Here is a 20,483-nt window from a genome sequence, read left to right as displayed (position 1 = left end):
TTAATAATACATGGTTTTATTAGCATTTAACTGGTCGGCCCTTGGTGCCAATATAGGTCAGTTTATATTGTCATTCTCCATTCTGATTGCTTTACACGAGTTTGGACATTTTATTACGGCCAAATGGTTTGGCTGCCGCGTTGAAAAATTTTACCTGTTCTTTAATCCCTGGTTCTCCCTCTGGAAAAAGAAAATAGGAGAAACAGAATATGGTATCGGTTGGGTGCCTCTCGGCGGCTACGTGAAGATTAGTGGTATGATCGATGAAAGCATGGACAAGGAAGCCATGAAACAGCCGGCACAGCCCTGGGAGTTCCGTTCAAAGCCCGCCTGGCAGCGCCTGATCATTATGTTAGCTGGGGTGATCATCAACTTTGTATTGGCACTGATCATATTTGCGATGATCCTTTTTGTATGGGGAGAGGAAAAATTGCCGGTGGCTAATATGAAATATGGAATTGCCGCCGATTCCATGGCGCTGAAAGTAGGATTACGGGACGGTGACATCATAACGAAGGTGAATGGGCAGGAGCTGAAATATTTTGACGAACTGCCCAAACGGCTGCTGCTGAGCGAAAAAAATACGCTTAGCGTAACAAGAGATGGTAAGGATACGATGATCAATTTTCCTCCCGGATTTTTGAAAGAACTGAGCCGTAACCAGCTAAAGAATTTTGTTTCTGTGCGTTTTCCCAATGTAGTAGACAGCGTAGATGAGTCCATTGCGAAATTTACTTCCGGCCAGTTGCTAAAAGGCGACCGCATCGTTGGCATTAACGGGGTGCCGGCATTGTATTATAGCGATTTTGCAAAGCGGGTAAAAAACTACAAGAACCAGGTGGTTACCCTTACTGTGCTTCGCAATAATACAGACACGGTACAGGTTGGAGCTAAACTGAATGATGCCGGGAAAGTGGGATACAGCACCCAGTCTGCTTTAAAGTTCATCAGTTTTGAAAAGAAAGAATACGGTTTCCTGGAGTCCATCCCCGCCGGAATTAAATATGGCGTGAACCGGTTGCTGGAATATATTGAGGGCATCAAACTGTTGTTCACATCAAAAGAACATGCGGTAAGCGATAACCTGGGTAGTGTGATCAGCATTGGTAAAACCTTTGGCGGATCCTGGGACTGGGAGCGCTTCTGGACCATGACGGGTTTATTCTCCATCATCCTGGCCTTTATGAACGTGCTGCCGATACCGGCGCTTGATGGCGGCCATGCGCTGTTTACCTTATACGAAATGATCACCGGACGGAAGCCGGGCGATAAATTTATGGAATATGCCCAAATGGTAGGTATGGTGTTATTGCTGGGACTAATGGCCTATGCGCTGGGGCTTGATATTTTCAGGCTTTTTAAATAAGGCCTGCCGCTATTGGGAAATCATAATCCTGCAACAAATGCAATCAAACCTGGGAAAAGCAATGGCCCTTTGCCTGACCGTGTTCCTCATTGCCTGCAATACGGAGGAGGAGCAGGCCGCACCGGTGGTAAGCAAAAAGGATACCGTTGTTGCAGTGCCATCGTCCCCCCGGTTATTAAAACAGACACTGGATACAGCTACCACGTCCTATCAGTTTATAAAGGGGTTGGTAATGAGTGAGGCGCCGGATGGCCGGTATAAGGAGCTGAACCTTGACAGCCTGCCTTTCTTTATTGCGCTGGAAGAAGAGGGGATGCCTTATACAGTTTACTACTCTATTGTTGCCAGAGAAGATCTGAACGGAGACCGGATTCCGGATTACATAGTCCGGAGAGAATCGGAGGGGATGTTGGGAGGAAGTGCACAAACCAACAGTCAGCTGGATTATTATATCATGAAGGACAGCCTCCGGTACGCCCAGCGGCATTCCATACTAACATATGCGCCATTTTCTTATAACATCATTTCAGATTACCGGTTTGATAAAGATGTGCTAACTGTTTCACTTTCAAAAAACTTCCGGACCTATCCGGATGCTAATGAAACGCCACCGCATGATTTCAGTTTTGTTTATAAAGACGGCAACCTTTATGAAACCAGCTATCTTACCAACTGCACGCTTGGGAAACAGAAGGATAAATATATTTTCTTTGAAGGGCCGGTAACCGTGATACGGAAACGCAGCATCAACCAGCATAATTTTACCGAAACACTGGAAGAGAAAAAACGCGCCGGAGATACCAGTATCACCGCCAGTTTATCGGGTTGTGATAATACCCAGCTCGATTTTGAAGTGGGCATTCCCCATAGCAACACTGATACCAGCAGCGTTGCTGCAAAAAAAGAATTATTGCTTACACTATTGCAATCCCTTACAGGCAGTACCCGGTTTGCCAGGGAGCTTACGCAACTGGCGCACTATTATGAAGCACATGGTTACCAGGAGGGCGGGGTGAATGTGGATGACCGGCTTTCGGGTTCGGTTTGGATCCGGAGGCAGGCTGACGGCGTGTTGTCGGTCCGTGTTGATGTACTCATTACCGAGAATGAAAAACAGGGAGATAACTGGGAGGTGCTAAACCGCGCGAGATAACGTGACGGATGCCACCGATGTGCCAACGCTTTTCCGGCAATCCGGTCTTGTTTGCGCTGCAAGCTGCTCAAGAGGAATATTCATTTTGAATAGTGTTCTATACCCCGGAGGGTTCCTCTAATAGATGGCTGGCTCTTGCCGGTTAAAAAATATAATCGCCCTGCTCTTTGTTGTAATACCCTTACGTCCATTTTTTACATTATGGTCAATACATGACTTACAGGTCGGTAAGGTAATAAAAACCCAAGAAACTGATTTTCAGAAACTTGGGTCTAATTTGTGGAGGCGAGGGGAGTCGAACCCCTGTCCAAACATATCCTCCAAAGGCCTTCTACATGCTTATTCCTTATATTATTTGTCGGCGCAGCACCGGAAAAGGACAAACCAATGAAACGCTTAGCTGTATGCGTCTTTTGCTACAGGCACAGCCTATTGCAGCAGCATCCTGTTTTTGTTTGATGAGTCGGCGGCGGAGCGTGGTAACAGAACAACCGGCTCAACGCGGCCCTAATGACTACTTAATCACTGATTAGGCAGCCATGGCATACTGAGTATTGCCATTTATAGTTTGAGTATTCAGATTTACGGGCTAATTACACAACGCCCGGCATGCTTCTACCTTCAAAGATCTACGCTGTCAAAACCAAACGCCCCCTGGCGGTTGTTCATTCAAAAATCAGCATACAAAGGTACGGATTAATCAGCAGATTTATGACGTTCAATTGTGTTTGCTGCAGTGCTTCATTTTTCTTTTTAAAGTAGCTACCGCTTATCTGATTTTTTTTAATACTTTTTCCACGCGTTTCCGTTTGCTTTCTTTTTCAAAATCGTTCAGCCGCGCTGAAAGCGTTTGAATAAAGGCTGCTTTATTGTGTTCGTTAATAATAGATACAGCATTTTCTGCATACATGGGCAACTGGTTGGCAGGGCAATAGCCTAATTGTTCATTTAAGAGGCTAAATGCACCAGCTGCATATTGCTTTACCGCACATAGCCGGATGAGGATGGCTACAAAATGATCTCTTGTAATTACGGAGCCGCCCTCCGCCGCGGCCGCCATTGCCGGAAGGGCCTGGAAGACCGCCTTGGAATTTTCAGCGGCAATGTAATTTAGTGCCGCCATGGCGCCCCATTGTAGCCGGTTGTTTTTGCTGCCAAGGAGCCGGATAAAGTCACTAAAATAGGGTGCAATGAGGGTGGGCTTCAAGTTGCCGACCTCATACAGGGTTTTGATGCAATCGTGCTGAATGTCTTTGTTTTTATTGGACAGGTTTTCCACAAGCTCCCGGACGGCTTTTTTATTATTTGTTATTGCTATTTGTGTTGCCAGTTCCTGGTTGGGCACTTCATCGTTGCGCCCCATGGATGTAGCTAATTGTGCGATAATGCTCATGACGTTGTTTTTGGATTTTACGAAGCTTGTTATACACCTTGTCAATAATAATACGATCAGCTGTTGTAAGGTAGCAAGAAGCAGGAAATCGGAGAGAAATATTTTTATAGCGGCAGGCCGATATGCGGGTTCCGCACCATTTACTATCTTAGCGCTGTTACGATCGATAATCAAACAAACCAGAGATGCGGGATATACTTACAGATGAACAGCGCGGTGCTATGGCAGGTCCGGTTTCCGGGCACACAGGCCGGGAAAATATTTTCTTTGATCTGGATGGTACTTTAACCGATTCCGGAACCGGAATCATCAATTCCGTGTTATATGCGCTGGAGAAAATGGCAATCGAGGAGCCGCATCCGGACGAACTGTCGCGATTTATCGGACCTCCGTTGCATCACACCTTTAGTACCCGCTATGCCCTTACCGATAAGGATACGGACAGGGCCGTGCGCTTTTACAGGGAATACTTCAGTGAAAAAGGATGGGCCGAAAACCAGGTTTACTCCGGTATAAGCATCATGTTAAACGGGCTGGCAAAAAAATACCGGCTATTTGTGGTTACTTCAAAACCAGAAGTATTTGCACGAAGGATCGTTACCCATTTTGACCTGGAGCCTTTTTTTGAGCAGGTTACGGGCAGCCGGCTTGACAATACCCTTACGGATAAAACAGAACTGATCCGATACACCCTGTCATTGCATCAGCTGGATCCGGAAAAGACCCTGATGGTGGGCGACCGGAAATATGATATTATAGGAGCAAAAAACAACAGGGTCGCAACTGCCGGTGTATTGTACGGGTACGGTACCGAGGCCGAACTGCTGGAACACGGGCCGGATCACTTGCTGATGACCGTAGAAGACCTCAGCCGGCTCCTGCTTAACGAATAATTGATATTGATTTTTTGAAGGACGGATTTGCTGTTATACGGATCTTGCCTATCTTGCTATAATGAAACGAATTCTTTGTATTGTTCTTTGCTGCTTTTTTGTAAAACTGGCTGCTGCCCAGGCCTCCTTTCAGTTTGCCCAGATCTCTGATCTGCATATCGGTTCCAATAACGCCGACGAAGATCTCCGGCGAACCGTAAAAGATATCAATGCCAATCCGGATATTCGGTTTGTGATCGCTTCCGGCGATATCACCGAGTTTGGAGCGGATGCAGAAATAAAACTGGCGAAACAAATTCTGGACTCACTGAACAAGCCCTGGTACATCGTTCCGGGTAATCATGACGACAACTGGTCCGAGAGTGGCACTAATACCTTTAACCGCGTATTTGGCAATGAAGTATTTGCCTTCAGTTATGGGGGCATTCATTTTTTGGGCGCCAACTGCGGTCCCAATATGAAAATGAGTCCGGGACAGGTGCCATACGGTAATATCGTATGGTTAGATTCAGTGCTTGCCACCATTCCTGCAAGGGAGCCGGTGATATTTGTAGATCACTATCCCCTGGATTCTTCGTTAAACAACTGGTACGAGATCGCCGACCGGTTGAAAAAGCACAATATACAGCTTTACATGTGCGGCCATGGCCATCAGAATCGCCGGTATGATTTTGAAGGGATACCTGGTGTAATGGGACGTTCGAACCTGCGGGCAAAAGATAGCATCGGGGGCTACAATATCATCACCATCGAAAACGGACGTGCCACTTACCGCGAGCGGAAGCCGGGGATGGAAACAAAAAAAGAGTGGGCTGCCGTGGTATTAAAAGATCATCACCTGGAAAGGGATACACGTAGCTGGTTCCGGCCATCGTATGCAATAAACCAGCGCTATCCTCAGGTAAAAGAAATCTGGCGCTACCAGGATTCTTCGGATATCGGGAATGGGTTCGTATTGTATAAAAACCGGATCATTACGCCCGACAGCCGCGGGAGGGTGCTGGCCATTGATCCGGATGCCAACCGGGTAGTATGGCGGTTTGTAACAGGCGGAAAGATCTACGCAGCTCCAGCTATAGAAAAAAACAGGATCGTCATCCCTTCAACGGATGGCACCATTTATTGTTTGAATGCAGACAACGGTTCTTTACTTTGGTCCGTGCCTACCGCAAAATCGATCGTTGCTACGCCGGTTATAAGAAATGGAGCTGTGTTTGTGGGATCTTCCGAAGGTAAGTTCAGGGCACTCCGGTTATCGGATGGGAAAGCAATATGGGAATATGATGCTATAAAAAACTTTGTAAAAGCGGTTCCGCTTTATACAGAAGGTAAACTGATCTTTGGTAGTTGGGGTAACGAATTGTATGCCCTCAGTAGCAAAACCGGGAAGGCAGAATGGGTCTTCCGGGACGGCTACAGCAACCGGATGCTTTCGCCGGCATCCTGTTTGCCGGTTACTGCTTTTGGCCGCATTTTTATGGTGGCGCCAGACCGGTATATGACGGTATTGGATGCTACCACCGGCAAGCTGATCTGGAAACACCGCTGGAATGAGCACTGGGTGCGGGAGTCAATGGGGCTGTCGGCAGATAAAAAACTGGTATTTGCCAAAACCATGCAAGGACACCTGGTGGGTGTAGATACTAAAGCCGATAGCGCTGTTGTTGTCTGGAAAACAGAAAATGTATTTAACTATGAACTCAACCCTTCAACAATCACCGAGCAGAAAGGGCGGGTATATGCCTTTAGCGATAAAGGCGTAATTGCCGCATTTGACCGCAAAACCGGCGCTACCGTGTGGGTGCATAAAGTAGCCAATTGCCTGGTGCATGATCTTCAGTTTATCAACGACCACAAAATAGCCATAACAACCATGGATGGGAAGATAGTCGTACTACAAATCAGCAATTAATGGAGCCTGCGGATTATCATATTATTCATTCCGGTGATGGCTCCGATAGTGTGGGGATCTCCGGAACAACGATCAGTTTTCATTCAACACGGGGAGCTTTCACAGAGTCGATGCAGGTGTTCATTGAAAATGGCCTGAAATATTATTTGGAACAATACCAGCCAGCAGAACTTAACATACTTGAGATTGGTTTCGGTACAGGGTTAAATGCCTTGCTGACTGTACTGGCTTTAAGTATGCCACAGCTTTACACCCGTTATACAAGTATCGACCGGTACCCGTTGCCGGCGATGGTTTACGGCCGGCTTAATTACGATACATTTGCCGGGAGCACTGGTATATATCAGCAATTGATGACGGCTTCCTGGAACCGTGAAGTACCAATCGGGGAGCGCCTGCTGCTGCAAAAAATTCGGGCAGATTTACTGGAATATCAGCCGGAGGGCGTATACGATATTTGTTATTTTGATGCGTTTGCGCCGGATGATCAACCTGAACTATGGACGCCTGGAGTTTTCAAAAAAATACGAAGCCATATGAGAGATGGCGGGGTACTGGTTACGTATTGTTCCAAATCCGTAGTGCGTAGAACCCTGGCTGAGGTCGGGTTTGCTGTAGAGAAACTCAAGGGGCCGCCCGGAAAAAGGGAAGTCGTACGAGCTACTGCTGTGTCAGGGTTTTCCGGCTACTAGTGGCTTGCCACGAATCTTCCGGATCATTTTTTTGATGATCCAGATAAAGAACAGGACGAACAATACTGCCATGATAACCGGTATCAGGAAACTTAGAATCGACCCGCCTACGGCAGCGGCATTTTCACCGGTGGCCACCACATTGTTGCCCATACCCAGTGTTGTTTTACTACTCAGCAGCCGCAACAAACCGGTTCCTGAAGCAATCAGGCCGGCACCGCCGCCACCGGCAATAATACCAATGATCCATTTCATCCAGTCGTTTTCAATTGGGATCACCGAGGTGGCCAGCAGGGTACCGGCAACCGCGGCTAAAGGTGTTGCAATGGTATCCAGGATATTGTCGATAAAGGGAATATAGTAGCCGGCAATTTCGAAGACCGTGGCAATGCCTAATGCCACCAATGCAGGCGTAGAAGAAAGCCAGAGGAAACTTTCAGAGAAGTGAAAGAGATCGAACCGCCCAGCAAGCCCGGCCACCAGCATGGGTACAAAAACCCTGAAACCGCAGCAGGCGGCCAATGCAATGCCCAAGGCGGCCGCAGAGAAGGTTTGCACATCCCAGTTCATACTGTAAGTTACACCAATTTTAAGAACCAATAATTGATTTTTGAAGGTGGGCGCTGGCCGGTATGGTCGTATTGCCTTAGAAGCGCCGGCTTGTTTGATTTTCACTGGCGGCGGATAACACAATTGAAGTTTGCAGATTTCGGCATCCGCAATGCCATATTGCATAAAAAAGCGCTGTTGAACACGGCTCGCTGTAAAGGACTCTGGTTGCTGTTTTCCTTTTATACAGTTCTGGCAAGGGCCTGCATCTCATTAAATGTATACCGGTATACACCCGGTTGTTCCTGCCTTGCTGCGCCGATCATTGCCCGGGCCACATCGTTTGCTTCAATGGCTTTGTATTTGGTCCAGGAACCGGAAAATAAAGCCGATGCGGGCTTCATGATCCGCTGGCTGATGGCTTCTATCCGTCGCTTTTCTTTTCTGTTACCCAGTAACAGGGCCGGTTGCATAATATGCAAACAGGGCATACCGGAAGCAATAAGATCTGCTTCTGTTTTTCCTTTCAGTTGCAGATAAAAGTTACGACTGCTGCTGTTGGCACCTACAGCAGATACCAGTACCATTTTCCGGCAGCCTGTTTCCTGCGCCATCCTGCATACCCGCAGCGGGATATCATGATCAATTTGCCAGTATCGTTTTTTATCGCCGCCCATTTTTTTAAGGGTGGTGCCAATCGCACAAAACACTACATCCACATCTATGAGAGCCAGCAGCAGCGATTCGGCGTCATTGAAGTCAACCAGCTTTATTTCCTGTTTGGCGTGTATCGGTTCCGACGGCCATCGCACCAGTGTTTTTACCCTTCCATATTCCGGATCGCGGACGAGTTCCTCTAGCAAATGCGATCCGATAAGACCTCCGGATCCGATGATTGCTGCGGTTTTTTTTCCCATAAAAAGAATAATGTTACTTTGCAATAGTTTAAAGCTATGGAAATTTTAGATCATTTTTCTTTAAAACCCTATAACAGTTTTGGTATTCAGGCTGAGGCCCGGTATTTTGTTCAAACAACTTCCGTTGCCGAATTAAAGGAAGCGCTTGAATGGGCTGAAAAGCGAACATTACCCACACTGGTGATCGGAGGAGGAAGTAATATCCTTTTAACGGAGCCCTATAACGGGCTGGTTATAAAAAATGAGTTGCTGGGGTACGAAGTGTTAAGCAGGGATGACGATTTTATTTTTGTAAAAGTATGCGCAGGGGAAGTATGGCACCAGTTTGTAATGCATTGCCTGGAACATCAATATGCAGGAGTAGAAAACCTGGCATTGATCCCCGGTTGTGTGGGCGCCTCCCCGATGCAGAATATTGGTGCATATGGCGTGGAGATCCGGGATGTATTCCAGGAGCTGACTGCGGTACACCGACATGAAGGATATACCCGCATATTTTCCAATGAAGAATGTGCATTTGGATACCGGGAAAGTGTTTTTAAGAATACATACCGGGATCAGTTTGTGATCACGGATGTAACCTACCGCCTCCGGACAAAACCCGTATTTAATATTGAGTACGGTGCCATACGCCAGGAGTTGGAGCGATTGCGTGTTTCAGAACTTTCGATACAGGCCATAGCAAGGGCCGTAATCAATATCCGCTCTTCAAAACTTCCGGATCCAGCAGTGATTGGAAATGCCGGAAGCTTTTTTAAAAATCCTTCAGTCGACCGGGCGAAATATGAGGCACTGAAAACCGTCAATCCCGAACTGGTAGCCTATGAAAATGAAGACGGAAGCATGAAGCTGGCGGCAGGCTGGCTCATTGAGCAGGCCGGATGGAAGGGCTACCGGAAGGGCGACGCAGGGGTGCATGAAAAACAAGCCCTGGTACTGGTAAACTACGGGAAAGCCACCGGCAGTGAGATCCTTGAGTTGTGCAATCAGGTAATCGATTCGGTGATGAAAAAGTACGGTGTGGAATTGCACCCGGAAGTAAATATTATTTAAAATATAGCCATCAGTTATCGGCGATCAGATTTTAGTATTTAGAATTTAGTGCTTCATTTGGTTCTTGTTATTTGTATGCTGATATTTTTCAATGCTCCATCCACAGCCAGATTTTGCTTTTAGAATTTAGCTCTTTGTATTTAGCGTTGAGAATTTAGTGCTTTCATCTCAAAATACCTACTTTTGCGCAAATTTTGTAAAAATGAAAAAATCTTTATTGCTAACAATGGCCTGCGTGTTTACAGGAATGACCCTGTTTGCACAAAGAAGTTTTTATGGTCGCCCTGTACGTTTGGGATTTAAGGTTGATCCCGTATTTGTAAATACCCTGCGCCCTCTTGAAAACGGCCTGGAAAAAGATGGTTCCGGTTTTGGTGTGAACTATGGGCTGATGGCCGATGTGCAGTTCTCGGATACGCGCGGCGCTTTCGCAACGGGTTTGGAAGTTGCACATGCATCTTCCTCCATCCTGATCAAAGATGCTTCAAAAGGATTGTACTCCGGCAACGACAACCAGAAGTATAAATTGAAACTGCAGTATCTGCAGATCCCGCTGAGTGTAAAACTAAAGACCAATGATATCAACGGTCTCCGCTGGTGGGGACAATTTGGTACGTACATGGGGGCGCTGATCGGCTCCCGGTTAGATTACACTTCAGGAGACAAATCTGAAGACAATGTAAATGCAATGAGCAAGACCAATAAATTGAATATGGGGCTGCTTTTAGGGGCGGGTGGTGAATACCGGCTTGCAGAAAAAACGGATCTGTATTTTGGACTGGGTTTTGAAAACGGATTTACCGATATTACCAGAAACAAAGACTGGAAGGATGATAAAGTAGCGTTGAACCGTTGGGCATTGCGTCTCGGTGTGTTTTTCTAAATAAAATGATTGTGAAGGGAAAAGGCCGTAACGATGTTACGGCTTTTTTTATGTCCTGCAAAAAAGGGCGACAGTGCTGTCGCCCGGTGTTTGGAGGGGTTAGTGGTATACATTCAAACAAATTGTCTAAAAAGGCTCATTCCTGGAAAAAGCCGCTGCGTCTGGGGTATGTGATTTTGAATCATCAGAAAAGGCCGCCCGGCTATCCCGCGTATTTTTTTGTACCGCAATAGCCGCAAAAATGCTGAGGGTAAAGGATATGGCATAAAATCCTTTTTCACTTTTTGTAAGCGTGGCATTCCACAATCCAACCGTCAGCAAAACAATGGACAGGACGGTTGTAAACCAGGCAATGCCATAATAGAGATTGGTAACCGGAATACCTTCCAGTTGATCCCTAACCGCTTTTTGTACAGATATGGCGGAAAAAAGTCCGAACATTAACACGGTAAAATAGTAGCCTTTTTCATTTAGCTGCATTTCGGCATTCCACAAACCGATAATATAAGCCGTTACACCGGTTAGCAGGGCAAACCAGGAGGCGGCGATAAAAGCATTGGATGGTTGTTGCGTTTGTTTCATAATTCTTATTTTATGAGCACAAATCTATAAGGACACACAATGTCTTTTTTTGACAAATGTCAAAAAGCCTTCCTTGAATTGTTAAAAGCGGCTCCGGATCCGGCTAAGTGTTTCGGGACTGACACCGAGGTAAGAAGAGATCTGTCCCAGCGGTACGCGTTCCAGGATATGCGGCGCTTCCTCCATCAGGTGTGCATAGCGTTCGGTGGCTGTTCGCAACTGGGCATTTACATAACGTTCTTCCAGCCGGATATAGTATTGTTCATAAATGATCCGTACCAGGCGTTCTATTTCATGATGGGTGTCAAACAGGCGGGTTAGTTGTTCTTTTGATATACTCCATAATATACAGCCTTCCAAAAGTTGAATGTTCTCCATGCTGGGTTGCTGTGTGATAAAGCTGTGAAAGGATGTAATAAAATGCGCTTCAAACCCAAACCAGTTGGTGAGCTCTTTTCCATCCACATTGATATAACCCCGTAATGCGCCCTGTTGCAAAAAGTAAAGTTGTTTGCATACCTGGCCTTCTGTGATCAGGAATTTTCCTTTTGCCAATACCCGCTCCTCAAAGTTTTCGGCAAGCGCTTCCCGGGCAGTGACGCTTAGCGGGTAGTATTGTTCAATGTGATGAAAAAGGAGCTTCATACGTTCCCTTCAGGAATTTAAATCGTCGGTGAAACTGAATGTAAAAATAAGCATTCCGTTGCTGCTTCTTAATCTTTCCGGAACAGCGCTGTAATTCACTCCGCCGAAATGAAGAACAGGAATAGCACGGTTTTAACGCTGCGGCGTGATCCAGGTCTTATTCCACTTTTTGAGTTCATACCCGGAGGCGGGCTCAATTTTAGCGACTTCTACCGGGCTTTTATTTTCTATAAAAACCCAGGCATGTACAGGAGCATTGGCTCGCACGGCCTGCTTTAATACGGTGTGATAACGGGTGCTGCTCTTCAATCTTAAGTCGAGGTAATATAGAGTCGCGGAAGGATATAAGGCCATGAAAACCGAATCGTTTTTTAAACGTAGGGAGCCGGGCATTAATAAGCCCTGGTACTGTATGGGCAGATGGTCTTTGGTAATTGTTGCTCTTGCGGCATGATGCTTCCTGTTACACGCCGGCAATCCAGCAACAGAAAGGGTCAATACCAGCAGCAGGTATTGTATTTTTTTCATGCAGGAATGAACTGTATTCATTTAAAATGATAAATAGTAGCTCAAAAGTAACAGAAAGCTAAAGAAATCGCTGGTAGGCAAGATATTGATGGGTGGATACTTCGGTAATACCGGCATCTGGAAACTGTTGTTGCAGCGCTTCTGTTAACACGCTCCGCAACTCAATAACGTTAATAGATTGCACCGGGATAACCTGGTATAGTTCCTTTGCATCGGTATAATTTAATGTAAGCCGGAGTCTGTCATAGGTCCAGGTGCCTTCTTTAATACCATGGGCGGTTTTTGTTGCTGTAAAACGAAATTGTCCGGTGGTGAAAGCATACCGGAATGTTCCGGAAACCCCGTTATCATACAGCTTCAGCGATAAAGCCTGGTACAATGAATCCGTAAGCTTCTGGTCGCCGGTTCTTACCGTAACATAACTTTTCATGCCGTCTTTTGCTACCGAAACCCAATTCCCGGGGTAGTCACTCAGCATATCGATAGGCCATACCAGCACTTTAAACTGTTGTTGTTGCTCATTCTTCAATAAAACGGTTGCCTTACCTGGTTTATGAGAGCGGATCGTAAGGTGATGACCGTCGGTAGTCACCTGCGCAATTTCTGGATGATCGTTGGAAACAGTAAAGGCGCTTCCGGTCAGCTTCAGGCTTGCGAGCGGAACCGTGGAATCGGCGCCAGCCCATAGTTTTAATACCGGGGGCTCTTTAGCGTCGTTTTTTTCAATTTCTCCAGCGTTTTTTTGGCAAGCCATTGCCGCACAGCAAAGGGCAATGATCGCCAGGTATCCTTTTTTCATAATGTATTCGTAAGCATGTTTCCCGGGTATAACGCAAAACAGAACCATGGTGCAACAGCCCGGGAAATATATTTTATCCGAACTGCACGGTAAATATTGTAAAGCAAACTGCAGCACAGCCCGTTTTGGTATCAGGCGCGGTTGGCCCTGCTTTTGATTGCCCAATCAGCAAATGAAGGAGATTAGCTACATTTGATCCAAATTTGATCTGCATTTATGCCCGATATCCGTTCTGTACAGGTAACCCGATACGTGACACCACTGCGTGAAGGCGGTTCGCTGCCCGCCATCGCGGAAGCTGATGATGGTTTTTTATACGCTCTTAAATTCAGGGGCGCCGGCCAGGGTGTAAAGGCGCTGGTGGCTGAATTCATCGGCGGAGAGGTGGCCCGTCTGCTGCAACTGAAAGTACCCGAACTGGTGTTCGCCTATCTCGACGAAGCATTCGGTCGTACTGAGGGCGACGAAGAGATCCAGGACCTGCTAAAGGCCAGCGAGGGCTGGAACCTGGCCCTGCATTACCTGAGCGGCTCGGTTACCTTTGATCCCGCGGTTACCGAAGTAGCGCCGCTCCTGGCCTCAACAATTGTATGGCTGGATGCCTTCCTCACGAACATGGATCGAACGGTAAGAAACACAAATATGTTATTATGGCACCGTGAACTCTGGCTGATCGATCACGGCGCCTGTCTGTATTTTCATCATAACTGGGAAAGCTGGCCTGAACAGATGAAAAGCAGCTTTCCGCTTATAAAAGATCATGTGCTGCTGAAAAATGCTTCGGAGCTGGAAGCCGCGGATGCTTTTTGCAGAAGCGTGCTCACAGAGCAGCGGCTGCATGAAGTTGTAAATGCGATCCCGATGGAGTGGCTGATGTATGAAGAAACACTTGGTGATCCTGAAGCAGCACGCGAAGTGTATTTGAAATTTCTCACCTGGCGGTTAAATCATTCTTCCACTTTTTTAAAAACGGCGCTGGATGCAAGAGTTGCTGGTATATGAGTATGCGGTGATCCGTGTAGTGCCACGGGTAGAACGTGAAGAATTTATCAATGTTGGGGTGATCGCGTTCTGTAAAAAAACAAGGTATTTGGAAAGCCTGATTTCAATAAACCGGGAAAAGCTGCATTGCGTTCACCCCGAAATCGATCTGGAATGTATTGAAAGCAATTTAAGAGCGTTCAGGGAAATTGCCGCCGGCGATCCAAAATCAGGGTCGGGGATTGCTCTATTGGATGCGCCTTCCCGTTTTCGCTGGCTTACCGCTACACGCAGTACCATGATCCAATGTTCGAAAGTGCACCCGGGAAAGGCGCTGGTTATGGATGGAGTGGTAGACCTGTTGCTCAAAAGATTTGTTTTATAAGAAAGGAAGTAAAGGTTGCCACGGGAAGCATCCAGGTTGATGACTATGCCTGGAACCGTTCGGCTTCTTTTTTGGGTTTACCGTATATTGCCTATTTTAGCCAGCTGATGCAAAAAGAGCAATTGCCATATCTGATCGGGCTGATCTCCGGGGAAAATGATGAGCATGCATTCAATGAACTGATGCGCTATTATTATCCCGGGTTGTTATCTTTTGCAAATTCCATTCTCAACGACCGAGCACTTGCCGAAGAGGTAATCCAGGACATCTTCGTGCAGATCTGGGAAAATAAAAAAACACTTCCTGCTATCAATAATTTATCCAATTATTTATACCGGGCGGTAAAATATTCCTGCCTGGCAGAATTATCCAAAAAGAAACGGATTCATTATGGCGATCTGGGCGAATCACTGGCGATGGCCTACACCAAATCCGATTCGAAGATTCTCAGCGAGGAAAGTTTAAAATATATTGCAGAAGCCATTAGCAAATTGCCGCCCCGGTGCCGGCTGATCTTCCGGCTGATAAAAGACGAGGGGCTCAAGTACAGCGAGGTGGCCAGCATTTTAGATATATCTGTAAAAACTGTGGAAGCACAGATGACCATCGCATTAAGGGCGCTTTCCTTAAGTCTTCAGGCTGCTTTCCCTGAGTACCGGAACAATTTTTTTTCAAAAAAAACCGGGTCTTCTTAAAAAAAACATCGTTCGTTTAGGGGTTTGCCCTTAAAAAACACACTATATAAAGGCGAAGGCTTTATATGGATAACGACCGGTTATTGGAACTATTAGGCAAAAGAAGTGCAGGTGAACTCACTTTGAAGGAGCAGATCGAGTTGGGGCAGCTTCTGAAAGAGCATCCCGATGACCAGTTGTTTTCGCTGGCCCTGGAGGAGTTGATGACGGTTCCTACCTCATACGCGGAGACGGTTCCCGAAAAAGCAGTGGATGAATTCATCAACCAGGTGCATCAGAAGATTGCCCGGAAAAGGAAGGGGGGACGGCGTTTTCAGATCAACCGGTGGCTGGGTGCCGCGGCAGCGGTGCTGATCCTGGTGCTGACGGGCATCGGCTATTACCGCAGCAGGGACGCTGGTAATACCGTACCGAACGTAGTGGCTACCAGGAAGGGGAACAAAACCAATATTGTACTTCCCGATGGTACAAAGGTTTGGGTTAATGCAGACAGCCGCCTGGCCTATGCCGCTTTATTTGGCCGGGATACAAGGGAGGTGGAATTAACCGGAGAAGCCTATTTTGATGTGGTGCACGACTCAAAACGCCCGTTTATCGTGCATACAAAAAATATTGACGTAAGAGTGCTGGGAACTGCATTTAATGTACGGAGTTATGCAAACGAACCGAGTACGCAAACTACATTGATAAGAGGGGCTGTTCAGGTTAGCCTGAAGCACGCAAAAGATAAAAAAATTATGCTGGCGCCGGGAGAAAAACTGGTGATTCAAAATACTTACCCTGTGCAATCATTAAATGGGGAACAGGCGCATCTTCCTCAGATTGAGTTGCTGGCAGTAAACTCCAACCCAGTGGATTCTTTTGTGTCGGAAACCGAATGGGTTAACAATAAACTGGTATTTGATAAAGACCATCTGGAGCAGATCATTCCGGTACTGGAGCGGTGGTATAATATAAGAATAGTGTGCAGGAATAAGCCCATTACTCAAACCTTCAGTGGAACATTTGAAAACGATAAGCTTGAAGACGTATTACAGTCACTACAACTGTCTGCAGGCATCAGATATAAAATCGAAAAAGAGGTGGTGACCTTTTATTAGAGTTTCGAACGGCGGCAAGTTTGCGGATATGTCTGCAACAGACCGGTCTGATGCACTTTGCATGATGCCTGTAATGTACAGCAGCACTGGATTTAAAGCTGCTGTGGGGAACGCTTTTGCATAAGAGAAGGTATATAAGGAAAGAGAGGGGCCTGCCATATTAAATAATTTTTAAGCGCGCTTCCGGATGATGTGAATTCAGATAATCCATATTACCTTCGCCCGCACATCCCCAATAAAGCCTTTTCGGTCCCTGAAACTTGCCTCCGGATATCCGGAGTACTTTTAAATTAAATCAAACCTTAATAAAATAAATACTATGACCGGTACAACATAATGCTTAAAAAAAAATGGGAAATGCTGGAACATTCCCCATCGAAAGACAGTACATAATTGCAGGATCTGCAATCATTTTTTCTATCTCATCCTTAAAACAAAAATATGAAAAAAAGTGATTGCCCTGGGAGTGCTATGCCAGGGCATTTGATTATCAAATATCTATTGTTGATGAAGCTCAGTTTTGTTGTGCTGCTTGCCACGTCCTTCCAGGCATTTTCAATCAATGGTATATCCCAGAGCAGGATCACCATGGAGGTAAAGAACACCTCGATATCAGCGATCCTGAACAAGATCCAATCCCGGTATGAGTACCGGTTCTTTTATACGGATGAACTCGGTCTGAATAACAAAAAGATTGATCTGTTGGCAAAAAATGCAACCATCGATTATGTAATGGAGCAACTATTAGGTGTGACCGGTTATTCGTATAAAAAAATGAATAACGGCCTGGTGGTGATCATCGGTCAGCCTGCAGGTATTGCAGCGCTGCAGGTAAAGGGGCATATAACGGATGAAAACGGCAGTCCGTTGGCCGGTGTCAGCATTATCGAGAAAGGAACAGCTAATGGTACTTCCTCAGGGGAGGACGGAAGTTTTTCGTTAAATGTAAAGGATGAAAATGCCGTGCTGATCGTCTCTACGGTTGGGTATGTGATACAGGAAATAACTGTAAAGACGCAGCGCGATTTCCGCGTTGTGCTAAAGAAAGAAGAGAATAAGCTGGACGAGGTGATCGTGGTTGGATATGGAACGCAGAAAAAGGTGAACCTTACCGGGGCTGTAAGTCAGGTAGGAGCCGAGGCGCTGGAAAACCGGCCGGTGGCCAATATTTCACAGGCCTTACAGGGCGCCATTCCGAACGTGAACATCAATTTTAACACCGGAAGACCAGGGGCAGAAGGAAGTTTCAATATCCGGGGCAATACTTCCATTAACGGCGGAGGCGCGCCGCTCATCCTCATCGACGGAGTACCGGGAAACCTTAATAACATCAACCCGCGGGATGTGGAAAACATCAGCGTACTGAAAGATGCCGCCTCTGCGGCTATTTATGGGGCTCGCGGATCATTTGGGGTGATCCTGGTGACCACCAAGAAAGCAAAGCGGGGTAAGATGACGGTGAACTATTCCAACAATTTTGGCTGGGCCGGTCTAACCACCCGTACCGATTTTATTACCGATGGCTATACCTCGGCAAAGCTGAATGACGAGGCTTTTTTACGGGCTACAGGCAACACCTATACCCGTTATACGGAAGAAGATTATGAAGAGCTGAAAAAGCGACAAACCGACAAATCCCTGCCGAATGTAGTGATCACCAACCGCAACGGTAAAGATCAGTATATGTATTATGGAAACACGGATTGGTGGCATACCATGTTCCGCGACTGGCAGCCGTCCAGGGAACATGCGCTTACCATTACCGGTGGTTCGGAAAAGATCGACTTCCTGATTTCCGGAAGGGCGTACGGGAAAGACGGGATGATGCAGATCAATCAGGATCAATACACTTCGTATAATTTCAGGGCTAAGATCACGGCCCGTTTATCCGACAAACTGGAACTGTTTACCAATACCTATTTCAATACCAATAAGTATACGTACCCGGGCTGGGGATGGAACAGCAATTTTGTATCCATTACGGTACATGCCCTGCCTTCCTATGTGCCCTTGAACCCGGATGGTACCGCAACCTACAGCTCGGGATTGAACAGCTATTCCATCGGCGATGGCATTTTTGCCGATCTTTTCCATGGCAAATCCAAGGGAGATGAAAAACGGATGGAGCTGATTAACCTGGTAGGCGCCACTTTTAAGCCCATTAAAGGAATGGAGATCACAGGAAACTACTCCTACACGTTTAATCCCTATTCCACCATGCAGCGCAGAACAAAGGCTCCCTGGTCTATTAATCCCGGGGTGATCAGTTTTGTGGGAAATGATTACCTGGCGGAATCCGCCAACCTCGTGCAATATCAGGCGGTAAACCTGTTTGGCAGTTACGGAAAAAAAATAGGCGATCACAACTTTAAGATCATGGCTGGTTATAACCAGGAACTGCGCACGTTCAAACAGATCTCAGCAAGAAATACCGACCTGCTCTCCGAAGACCTAAATGATTTCCGGTTGGCTACCGGGCAGGCAACACTCGATGGGCAAGCAGAAGAATGGGCCTTGCAGGGGTATTTTTCAAGACTAAATTATGATTTTAACGGAAAGTACCTGCTGGAGTTTAACGGCCGCTATGACGGATCTTCCCGTTTCCCCAAGGGCCAGCGCTTTGGCTTTTTCCCTTCTATATCCGGAGGCTGGCGGGTGAGCCAGGAGCCCTTCTGGAATGCCTTAAAAGGAGCAGTCAATGAATTCAAATTAAGGGCTTCGTACGGATCGCTTGGCAACCAACAGGAGGCAGATCCTTACGGATATATTCTTACGATGCGCCGCGAAACCATGAACTATATTTTCAACGGTGCAAAGGGTCAGTCCCTTGCTGTTCCTAAGCCGATTGTACAAAACCTCACCTGGGAGCGCTCAAAGTCGGTTGATTTTGGTGTAGACCTTGGTATGGTAAATAACCGGCTTGCAGTTACCTACGACTGGTATGTACGCAATACGCTGGATATGCTCATCCCCGGGAAGACCCTGCCGGCCGTCTACGGAGAAGCATCTCCCAAGACCAACGCCGGCGACATGCAAACAAGGGGCTGGGAACTATTAGTGGCCTGGAACGATCATGTATCAGTAGCGGGCAAACCTTTTAACTATAATGTAAGTGTAGGTATTGGCGATTACAAGGCAAAGATTACCCGTTTTGATAACCCGCAAAACCTGTTGAGCAATTACTATGTAGGACAGGAGCTGGGAGAGATCTGGGGATACAAGATCGGCGGATATTTTAAAACCGATGCCGAAGCCGCCGAATACCAGAAAACGGTGAACCAGGATTTTGTAAACAAGCAGCGGCTGGGAGCACCGGGCAACTGGTCGAAATTAATGGCCGGCGATCTGAAGTTCATTGATGTAAACGGGGATGGTATCGTAAACAACGGGAAAAATACATTGGAGGATCATGGAGATCTTATCAAAATAGGAAATAAACAGCCCCGCTATACATTTGGTGTTAACATGGGGGCCGACTGGAATGGTTTTGACCTTTCCCTATTCCTGCAGGGCATTGCCAAACAATACTGGTATCCGGGAGCAAATGCCGATAAATTCTGGGGACCATATTCCCGGCCTTATTATTCCTTTATACCGGTTGACTTTGAAGAAAAGGTCTGGAGTGAAGACCGGCCCGATGCCTATTTTCCCAAGCTGCGTGGCTATGAAGCATTGAATGCCGGTGGTTCACTGAATGCACCGAACGACCGCTATCTGCAAAACCTGGCCTATATCCGGCTGAAGAACCTGACCGTTGGTTACTCGCTTCCGGCCGGATTATTGTCAAAAGCAAAGATCTCCAGGTGTCGGATCTACCTGAGCGGCGACAATATTTTTACAGCCACCAAGCTTAAAACAAAATACATCGATCCGGAAATGGCAGCGGCGGAAGCCAACGGACGGATCTATCCGATCAGCAAAATTTATTCTTTTGGACTGGATCTTTCTTTTTAAAAT

The 20,483-nt window shown here is 46.6% G+C and carries 19 protein-coding genes and 1 other RNA gene; 12 read left to right on the top strand and 8 right to left on the bottom strand.

The window, feature by feature from the left end; genetic code table 11:
- Positions 1-10: 10 nt before the first annotated feature.
- Both rseP and LL912_RS10235 read left to right on the top strand, forming a co-directional pair.
- Complete coding sequence (rseP, locus tag LL912_RS10240; protein ID WP_235553480.1) at positions 11-1,366, top strand: RIP metalloprotease RseP; 1,356 nt, start codon at positions 11-13, stop codon at positions 1,364-1,366.
- A 37-nt stretch (positions 1,367-1,403) separates the two neighbouring features.
- Positions 1,404-2,519 (top strand): hypothetical protein, encoded by a 1,116-nt coding sequence (locus LL912_RS10235; RefSeq protein WP_235553479.1) that lies wholly within the window; start codon positions 1,404-1,406, stop codon positions 2,517-2,519.
- Positions 2,520-2,796: 277 nt separating this feature from the next.
- On the opposite strand, the gene ssrA is transcribed toward LL912_RS10235, so the two are convergent.
- Positions 2,797-3,174, bottom strand: a transfer-messenger RNA (tmRNA) gene (gene ssrA, locus LL912_RS10230).
- Positions 3,175-3,288: 114 nt separating this feature from the next.
- The gene (locus LL912_RS10225; protein WP_235553478.1) at positions 3,289-3,912 is read right to left on the bottom strand and encodes a hypothetical protein; all 624 of its coding nucleotides are present in this window, start codon (positions 3,910-3,912) and stop codon (positions 3,289-3,291) included.
- A 185-nt stretch (positions 3,913-4,097) separates the two neighbouring features.
- Between LL912_RS10225 and LL912_RS10220 the strand changes: the two genes are divergently transcribed.
- The 3 genes from LL912_RS10220 (at position 4,098) to mnmD (ending at position 7,409) form a co-directional block, all read left to right on the top strand.
- Positions 4,098-4,805, top strand: coding sequence for an HAD family hydrolase (locus LL912_RS10220; protein ID WP_235553477.1), 708 nt, complete (start codon positions 4,098-4,100; stop codon positions 4,803-4,805).
- A 61-nt stretch (positions 4,806-4,866) separates the two neighbouring features.
- Positions 4,867-6,717 (top strand): outer membrane protein assembly factor BamB family protein, encoded by a 1,851-nt coding sequence (locus LL912_RS10215; RefSeq protein WP_235553476.1) that lies wholly within the window; start codon positions 4,867-4,869, stop codon positions 6,715-6,717.
- Positions 6,717-7,409: a tRNA (5-methylaminomethyl-2-thiouridine)(34)-methyltransferase MnmD gene (gene mnmD, locus LL912_RS10210; RefSeq protein WP_235553475.1), complete on the top strand. Its 693-nt coding sequence runs from the start codon at positions 6,717-6,719 to the stop codon at positions 7,407-7,409. Before LL912_RS10215 ends, mnmD begins: the two co-directional genes overlap by 1 nt.
- Here mnmD and LL912_RS10205 read toward each other — a convergent pair.
- A complete protein-coding gene (locus LL912_RS10205) occupies positions 7,389-8,084 on the bottom strand; it encodes a DUF4126 domain-containing protein (RefSeq protein ID WP_235553474.1) in 696 nt (231 codons plus the stop codon). The two genes, mnmD and LL912_RS10205, sit on opposite strands and share 21 nt — an antisense overlap.
- 116 nt (positions 8,085-8,200) lie before the next feature.
- Positions 8,201-8,875, bottom strand: coding sequence for an NAD(P)H-binding protein (locus LL912_RS10200; RefSeq protein ID WP_235553473.1), 675 nt, complete (start codon positions 8,873-8,875; stop codon positions 8,201-8,203).
- A 36-nt stretch (positions 8,876-8,911) separates the two neighbouring features.
- On the opposite strand from LL912_RS10200, the gene murB reads away from it, so the two are divergent.
- Together murB and LL912_RS10190 are read left to right on the top strand one after the other, a co-directional pair.
- Entirely contained in the window at positions 8,912-9,928 is a 1,017-nt protein-coding gene (gene murB / locus LL912_RS10195) for a UDP-N-acetylmuramate dehydrogenase (protein WP_235553472.1), read from the top strand.
- A gap of 202 nt (positions 9,929-10,130) precedes the next feature.
- Positions 10,131-10,811, top strand: coding sequence for a porin family protein (locus LL912_RS10190; RefSeq protein ID WP_235553471.1), 681 nt, complete (start codon positions 10,131-10,133; stop codon positions 10,809-10,811).
- A 126-nt stretch (positions 10,812-10,937) separates the two neighbouring features.
- Here the strand turns inward: LL912_RS10190 and yiaA are convergent, their stop codons facing one another.
- The 4 genes from yiaA to LL912_RS10170 form a co-directional block, all read right to left on the bottom strand.
- Positions 10,938-11,393: an inner membrane protein YiaA gene (gene yiaA / locus LL912_RS10185; protein ID WP_235553470.1), complete on the bottom strand. Its 456-nt coding sequence runs from the start codon at positions 11,391-11,393 to the stop codon at positions 10,938-10,940.
- Positions 11,394-11,474: 81 nt separating this feature from the next.
- Positions 11,475-12,038 carry a Crp/Fnr family transcriptional regulator gene (locus LL912_RS10180; RefSeq protein ID WP_235553469.1) on the bottom strand — a complete coding sequence of 188 codons (564 nt, stop codon included), beginning with the start codon at positions 12,036-12,038 and terminating at the stop codon, positions 11,475-11,477.
- A gap of 132 nt (positions 12,039-12,170) precedes the next feature.
- Complete coding sequence (locus LL912_RS10175; protein ID WP_235553468.1) at positions 12,171-12,566, bottom strand: hypothetical protein; 396 nt, start codon at positions 12,564-12,566, stop codon at positions 12,171-12,173.
- Between the two features lie 58 nt (positions 12,567-12,624).
- Positions 12,625-13,365 (bottom strand): hypothetical protein, encoded by a 741-nt coding sequence (locus LL912_RS10170; RefSeq protein WP_235553467.1) that lies wholly within the window; start codon positions 13,363-13,365, stop codon positions 12,625-12,627.
- 216 nt (positions 13,366-13,581) lie between these two features.
- Between LL912_RS10170 and LL912_RS10165 the strand changes: the two genes are divergently transcribed.
- The 5 genes from LL912_RS10165 to LL912_RS10145 all read left to right on the top strand — a co-directional run bounded on the left by LL912_RS10165 (position 13,582) and on the right by LL912_RS10145 (position 20,480).
- Positions 13,582-14,367, top strand: coding sequence for a HipA family kinase (locus tag LL912_RS10165; protein ID WP_235553466.1), 786 nt, complete (start codon positions 13,582-13,584; stop codon positions 14,365-14,367).
- Positions 14,345-14,731 (top strand): DUF3037 domain-containing protein, encoded by a 387-nt coding sequence (locus tag LL912_RS10160; protein WP_235553465.1) that lies wholly within the window; start codon positions 14,345-14,347, stop codon positions 14,729-14,731. The genes LL912_RS10165 and LL912_RS10160 overlap by 23 nt, the downstream gene beginning before the upstream one ends.
- Entirely contained in the window at positions 14,653-15,426 is a 774-nt protein-coding gene (locus LL912_RS10155; protein WP_235553464.1) for an RNA polymerase sigma-70 factor, read from the top strand. The genes LL912_RS10160 and LL912_RS10155 overlap by 79 nt, the downstream gene beginning before the upstream one ends.
- A 65-nt stretch (positions 15,427-15,491) precedes the next feature.
- Positions 15,492-16,526, top strand: coding sequence for a FecR family protein (locus LL912_RS10150; RefSeq protein ID WP_235553463.1), 1,035 nt, complete (start codon positions 15,492-15,494; stop codon positions 16,524-16,526).
- Between the two features lie 507 nt (positions 16,527-17,033).
- The gene (locus tag LL912_RS10145) at positions 17,034-20,480 is read left to right on the top strand and encodes a SusC/RagA family TonB-linked outer membrane protein (protein ID WP_235553462.1); all 3,447 of its coding nucleotides are present in this window, start codon (positions 17,034-17,036) and stop codon (positions 20,478-20,480) included.
- Positions 20,481-20,483 lie beyond the last annotated feature (3 nt).

Origin of the sequence: Niabella agricola (assembly GCF_021538615.1) — a bacterium.
Classification (GTDB): domain Bacteria; phylum Bacteroidota; class Bacteroidia; order Chitinophagales; family Chitinophagaceae; genus Niabella; species Niabella agricola.
The sequence above is the reverse complement of the archived record's forward strand: the minus strand, read 5'-3'. Positions and strand labels throughout refer to the sequence as shown.

Coding starts and splice junctions, on each gene's coding strand:
- yiaA (WP_235553470.1), bottom strand. CDS start 11,393: ATGAAACAAACGCAACAACCATCCAATGCTTTTATCGCCGCCTCCTGG.
- mnmD (WP_235553475.1), top strand. CDS start 6,717: ATGGAGCCTGCGGATTATCATATTATTCATTCCGGTGATGGCTCCGAT.
- LL912_RS10145 (WP_235553462.1), top strand. CDS start 17,034: ATGAAGCTCAGTTTTGTTGTGCTGCTTGCCACGTCCTTCCAGGCATTT.
- LL912_RS10180 (WP_235553469.1), bottom strand. CDS start 12,038: ATGAAGCTCCTTTTTCATCACATTGAACAATACTACCCGCTAAGCGTC.
- LL912_RS10235 (WP_235553479.1), top strand. CDS start 1,404: ATGCAATCAAACCTGGGAAAAGCAATGGCCCTTTGCCTGACCGTGTTC.
- LL912_RS10175 (WP_235553468.1), bottom strand. CDS start 12,566: ATGAAAAAAATACAATACCTGCTGCTGGTATTGACCCTTTCTGTTGCT.
- murB (WP_235553472.1), top strand. CDS start 8,912: ATGGAAATTTTAGATCATTTTTCTTTAAAACCCTATAACAGTTTTGGT.
- LL912_RS10220 (WP_235553477.1), top strand. CDS start 4,098: ATGCGGGATATACTTACAGATGAACAGCGCGGTGCTATGGCAGGTCCG.
- LL912_RS10215 (WP_235553476.1), top strand. CDS start 4,867: ATGAAACGAATTCTTTGTATTGTTCTTTGCTGCTTTTTTGTAAAACTG.
- LL912_RS10155 (WP_235553464.1), top strand. CDS start 14,653: ATGTTCGAAAGTGCACCCGGGAAAGGCGCTGGTTATGGATGGAGTGGT.
- LL912_RS10170 (WP_235553467.1), bottom strand. CDS start 13,365: ATGAAAAAAGGATACCTGGCGATCATTGCCCTTTGCTGTGCGGCAATG.
- LL912_RS10225 (WP_235553478.1), bottom strand. CDS start 3,912: ATGAGCATTATCGCACAATTAGCTACATCCATGGGGCGCAACGATGAA.
- LL912_RS10150 (WP_235553463.1), top strand. CDS start 15,492: ATGGATAACGACCGGTTATTGGAACTATTAGGCAAAAGAAGTGCAGGT.
- rseP (WP_235553480.1), top strand. CDS start 11: ATGGTTTTATTAGCATTTAACTGGTCGGCCCTTGGTGCCAATATAGGT.
- LL912_RS10165 (WP_235553466.1), top strand. CDS start 13,582: ATGCCCGATATCCGTTCTGTACAGGTAACCCGATACGTGACACCACTG.
- LL912_RS10160 (WP_235553465.1), top strand. CDS start 14,345: ATGCAAGAGTTGCTGGTATATGAGTATGCGGTGATCCGTGTAGTGCCA.
- LL912_RS10200 (WP_235553473.1), bottom strand. CDS start 8,875: ATGGGAAAAAAAACCGCAGCAATCATCGGATCCGGAGGTCTTATCGGA.
- LL912_RS10190 (WP_235553471.1), top strand. CDS start 10,131: ATGAAAAAATCTTTATTGCTAACAATGGCCTGCGTGTTTACAGGAATG.